The sequence below is a fragment of the Streptomyces sp. NPDC005070 genome, from assembly GCF_053600395.1.
Map to the genome: position 1 here is coordinate 1 of NZ_JBSFZS010000358.1, position 2,669 is coordinate 2,669.

At 68.9% G+C, this 2,669-nt stretch carries 3 protein-coding genes and 1 pseudogene; all 4 read left to right on the top strand.

The genetic code is table 11. The annotated features are described in order from the left end of the window. A pseudogene (locus tag ACWEBX_RS39005) lies at positions 1-517 on the top strand (glucose-6-phosphate isomerase); the annotation flags it as partial. 7 nt (positions 518-524) lie between these two features. After that, positions 525-1,403: a phosphogluconate dehydrogenase (NAD(+)-dependent, decarboxylating) gene (gnd, locus tag ACWEBX_RS39010; protein ID WP_451889445.1), complete on the top strand. Its 879-nt coding sequence runs from the start codon at positions 525-527 to the stop codon at positions 1,401-1,403. A 9-nt stretch (positions 1,404-1,412) separates the two neighbouring features. Beyond that, complete coding sequence (locus ACWEBX_RS39015) at positions 1,413-2,024, top strand: histidine phosphatase family protein (protein ID WP_451889446.1); 612 nt, start codon at positions 1,413-1,415, stop codon at positions 2,022-2,024. 81 nt (positions 2,025-2,105) lie between these two features. Continuing rightward, a complete protein-coding gene (locus ACWEBX_RS39020) occupies positions 2,106-2,561 on the top strand; it encodes a tellurite resistance TerB family protein (RefSeq protein WP_451889447.1) in 456 nt (151 codons plus the stop codon). Positions 2,562-2,669 lie beyond the last annotated feature (108 nt).

The following is a 2,669-nucleotide window of genomic DNA, read 5'->3' on the forward strand; positions in this document are numbered from 1 at the left end:
GGTGTGGGGCACGCCCGGCACCAACGGCCAGCACGCCTACTACCAGTTGATCCACCAGGGCACGAAGCTGATCCCCGCCGACTTCATCGGCTTCGTCAACCCGGTCGGCGAGCTGAGCGACGAACTCGCGGCGCAGCACGACCTGCTGATGGCGAACTTCTTCGCGCAGACGCAGGCGCTGGCGTTCGGCAAGACCCCGGACGAGGTCCGCGCCGAGGGGGTGCCCGAGGAACTGGTGCCGCACAAGACGTTCCAGGGCAACCACCCCACCACCACGATCCTCGCGGCCGAACTGACCCCCTCCGTCCTCGGCCAGTTGATCGCCCTCTACGAGCACAAGGTGTTCGTCCAGGGCGCCGTCTGGAACATCGACTCCTTCGACCAGTGGGGCGTCGAACTCGGCAAGGTGCTCGCCAAGCGCGTCGAACCCGCCCTGACCGAGGGCGCCGACGTCCCCGGACTCGATCCCTCCACGGCCGCTCTCGTGGCCGCTTACCGCACTCTCCGGAAGAAGTGAACTGACAATGCAGCTCGGACTCATCGGTCTCGGCAAGATGGGCGGCAACATGCGCGAGCGCATACGCCGCGCCGGCCACACCGTCGTCGGCTACGACCGTAATCCGGACCTCGCCGACGTGCACAGCCTCGCCGAACTCGTGGGCAGCCTCGAAGGCCCCCGCGTGGTCTGGGTGATGGTGCCGGCCGGCGCCCCCACCCAGACCGTCATCGACGAACTCGGTGACCTGCTGGAGGCCGGCGACACGGTCGTGGACGGCGGCAACTCCCGCTGGACGGACGACGAGAAGCACGCCGGGGAGCTGGCGGCCAAGGGCATCGGCTTCGTCGACGCGGGTGTCTCGGGCGGAGTGTGGGGCCTGGAGAACGGCTACGCGCTGATGGTGGGCGGCGACGCCGAGAACATCGAGAAGGTGCGCCCGGTCTTCGACGCGCTCAAGCCCGAGGGCGACTTCGGCTTCGTGCACGCCGGCAAGGTGGGCGCGGGCCACTTCTCCAAGATGGTCCACAACGGCATCGAGTACGCCATGATGCAGGCGTACGCCGAGGGCTGGGAGCTCCTGGAGAAGGTCGACTCGGTCACCGACGTACGTGAGGTGTTCCGCTCCTGGCAGGAGGGCACGGTCATCCGTTCCTGGCTGCTCGACCTCGCGGTCAACGCCCTGGACGACGACGAGCACCTGGACAAGCTGCGCGGTCACGCGGAAGACTCCGGCGAGGGCCGCTGGACCGTCGAGGCGGCCATCGACAACGCCGTTCCGCTGCCCGCCATCACGGCCTCGCTCTTCGCCCGCTTCGCCTCGCGGCAGGACGACTCGCCGCAGATGAAGATGATCGCGGCGCTGCGCAACCAGTTCGGCGGTCACGCCGTCGAGTCGGCGAAGTAGGGAAGGACCATGGGCGATCTCATCCTGGTCCGCCACGGAGAGACCGAGTGGACGCTGACGGGACAGCACACGAGCTGGACCGATCTTCCGCTCACCCGGCACGGCGAGGAGCAGGCCGAGTCCCTCGCGCCGTTCTTCGCCGGACGCTCCTTCGCCCAGGTCCTCACCAGTCCCCTCGGCCGCGCGGTCCGGACGGCCGAGCTCGCGGGGCTGTCCGGCTCGCGCACCGACCCCGATCTGCACGAGTGGGACTACGGCGGCTACGAGGGGATCACCACCCGTGCCATCCACCGGGCCCGGCCCGACTGGGTGCTGTGGGACGACGGGGTGCCGCCCGGCCCGGACGGCCACCCCGGCGAATCACCTCGTGAGGTGGGCATGCGCGCCGACCGGGTGCTCTCCCGGGTGGACGCCGCGCTCTGCGACCGGCCCGGTGATGTGGTGCTGGTGGCGCACGCGCACTTCCTGCGGGTGCTCACCGCTCGCCGGCTGGGGCTGCCGCCCGAGTCGGGACGGCTGTTCCAGCTCTCGACCGGGACCGTCAGCCGGCTCTCCACCGAACACGGCGATCCGGTGATCGCCGCGTGGAATCAACCGGGAACTTCCGTCACGGTCCACTAGTTTCCACCCTGCTGCTGTAAAACCGAGGAGCTTTCCGGTCCGCCCGGGCGGACCGGGCTCTTGACTACGTATGGAGTTCTCATGGCCCTGTGGGACCGCATCAAGGAGTCCGCGTCGACGATGCAGACCCAGCTCGTGGCGAAGAAGAACGATCTCAAGAGCGGCGCCTTCCGTGACGCGAGCATGGCCATGTGCGCCCTGGTCGCGGCGGCGGACGGCACGATCGACCCGTCCGAGCGGCAGCGTGTGGCCCAGCTCATCGCGACGAACGAGGTCCTGCAGAACTTCGACGCCGTGGACCTGCAGCGCCGTTTCGACGACAACCTGAACAAGCTGACCGCCGACTTCGCCTTCGGCAAGGTCAGCGTTCTCCAGGAGATCGCCAAGGCGAAGAAGAAGCCCGCCGAGGCGCGCGCCGTCATCCAGATCGGCATCGTCATCGGCGGCGCCGACGGCGACTTCGACAAGACCGAGCAGGCCGTCGTGCGCGAGGCGTGCTTCACGCTCGACCTGCCGCCGCACGAGTTCGACCTGTAGGACACACCCTTCCGCCGGGCCGCGGTCGTTCAGCGTCCTGGCCGAACGGGTGGCGAGCCTGCGCAATGTGTACGGGCCGACCGAGACGACCGTATGGTCCACCGCCGG

Excerpts from the sequence above, each read along its gene's own strand:
- ACWEBX_RS39020 (WP_451889447.1), top strand. The coding sequence starts at position 2,106 with ATGGCCCTGTGGGACCGCATCAAGGAGTCCGCGTCGACGATGCAGACC.
- gnd (WP_451889445.1), top strand. The coding sequence starts at position 525 with ATGCAGCTCGGACTCATCGGTCTCGGCAAGATGGGCGGCAACATGCGC.
- ACWEBX_RS39015 (WP_451889446.1), top strand. The coding sequence starts at position 1,413 with ATGGGCGATCTCATCCTGGTCCGCCACGGAGAGACCGAGTGGACGCTG.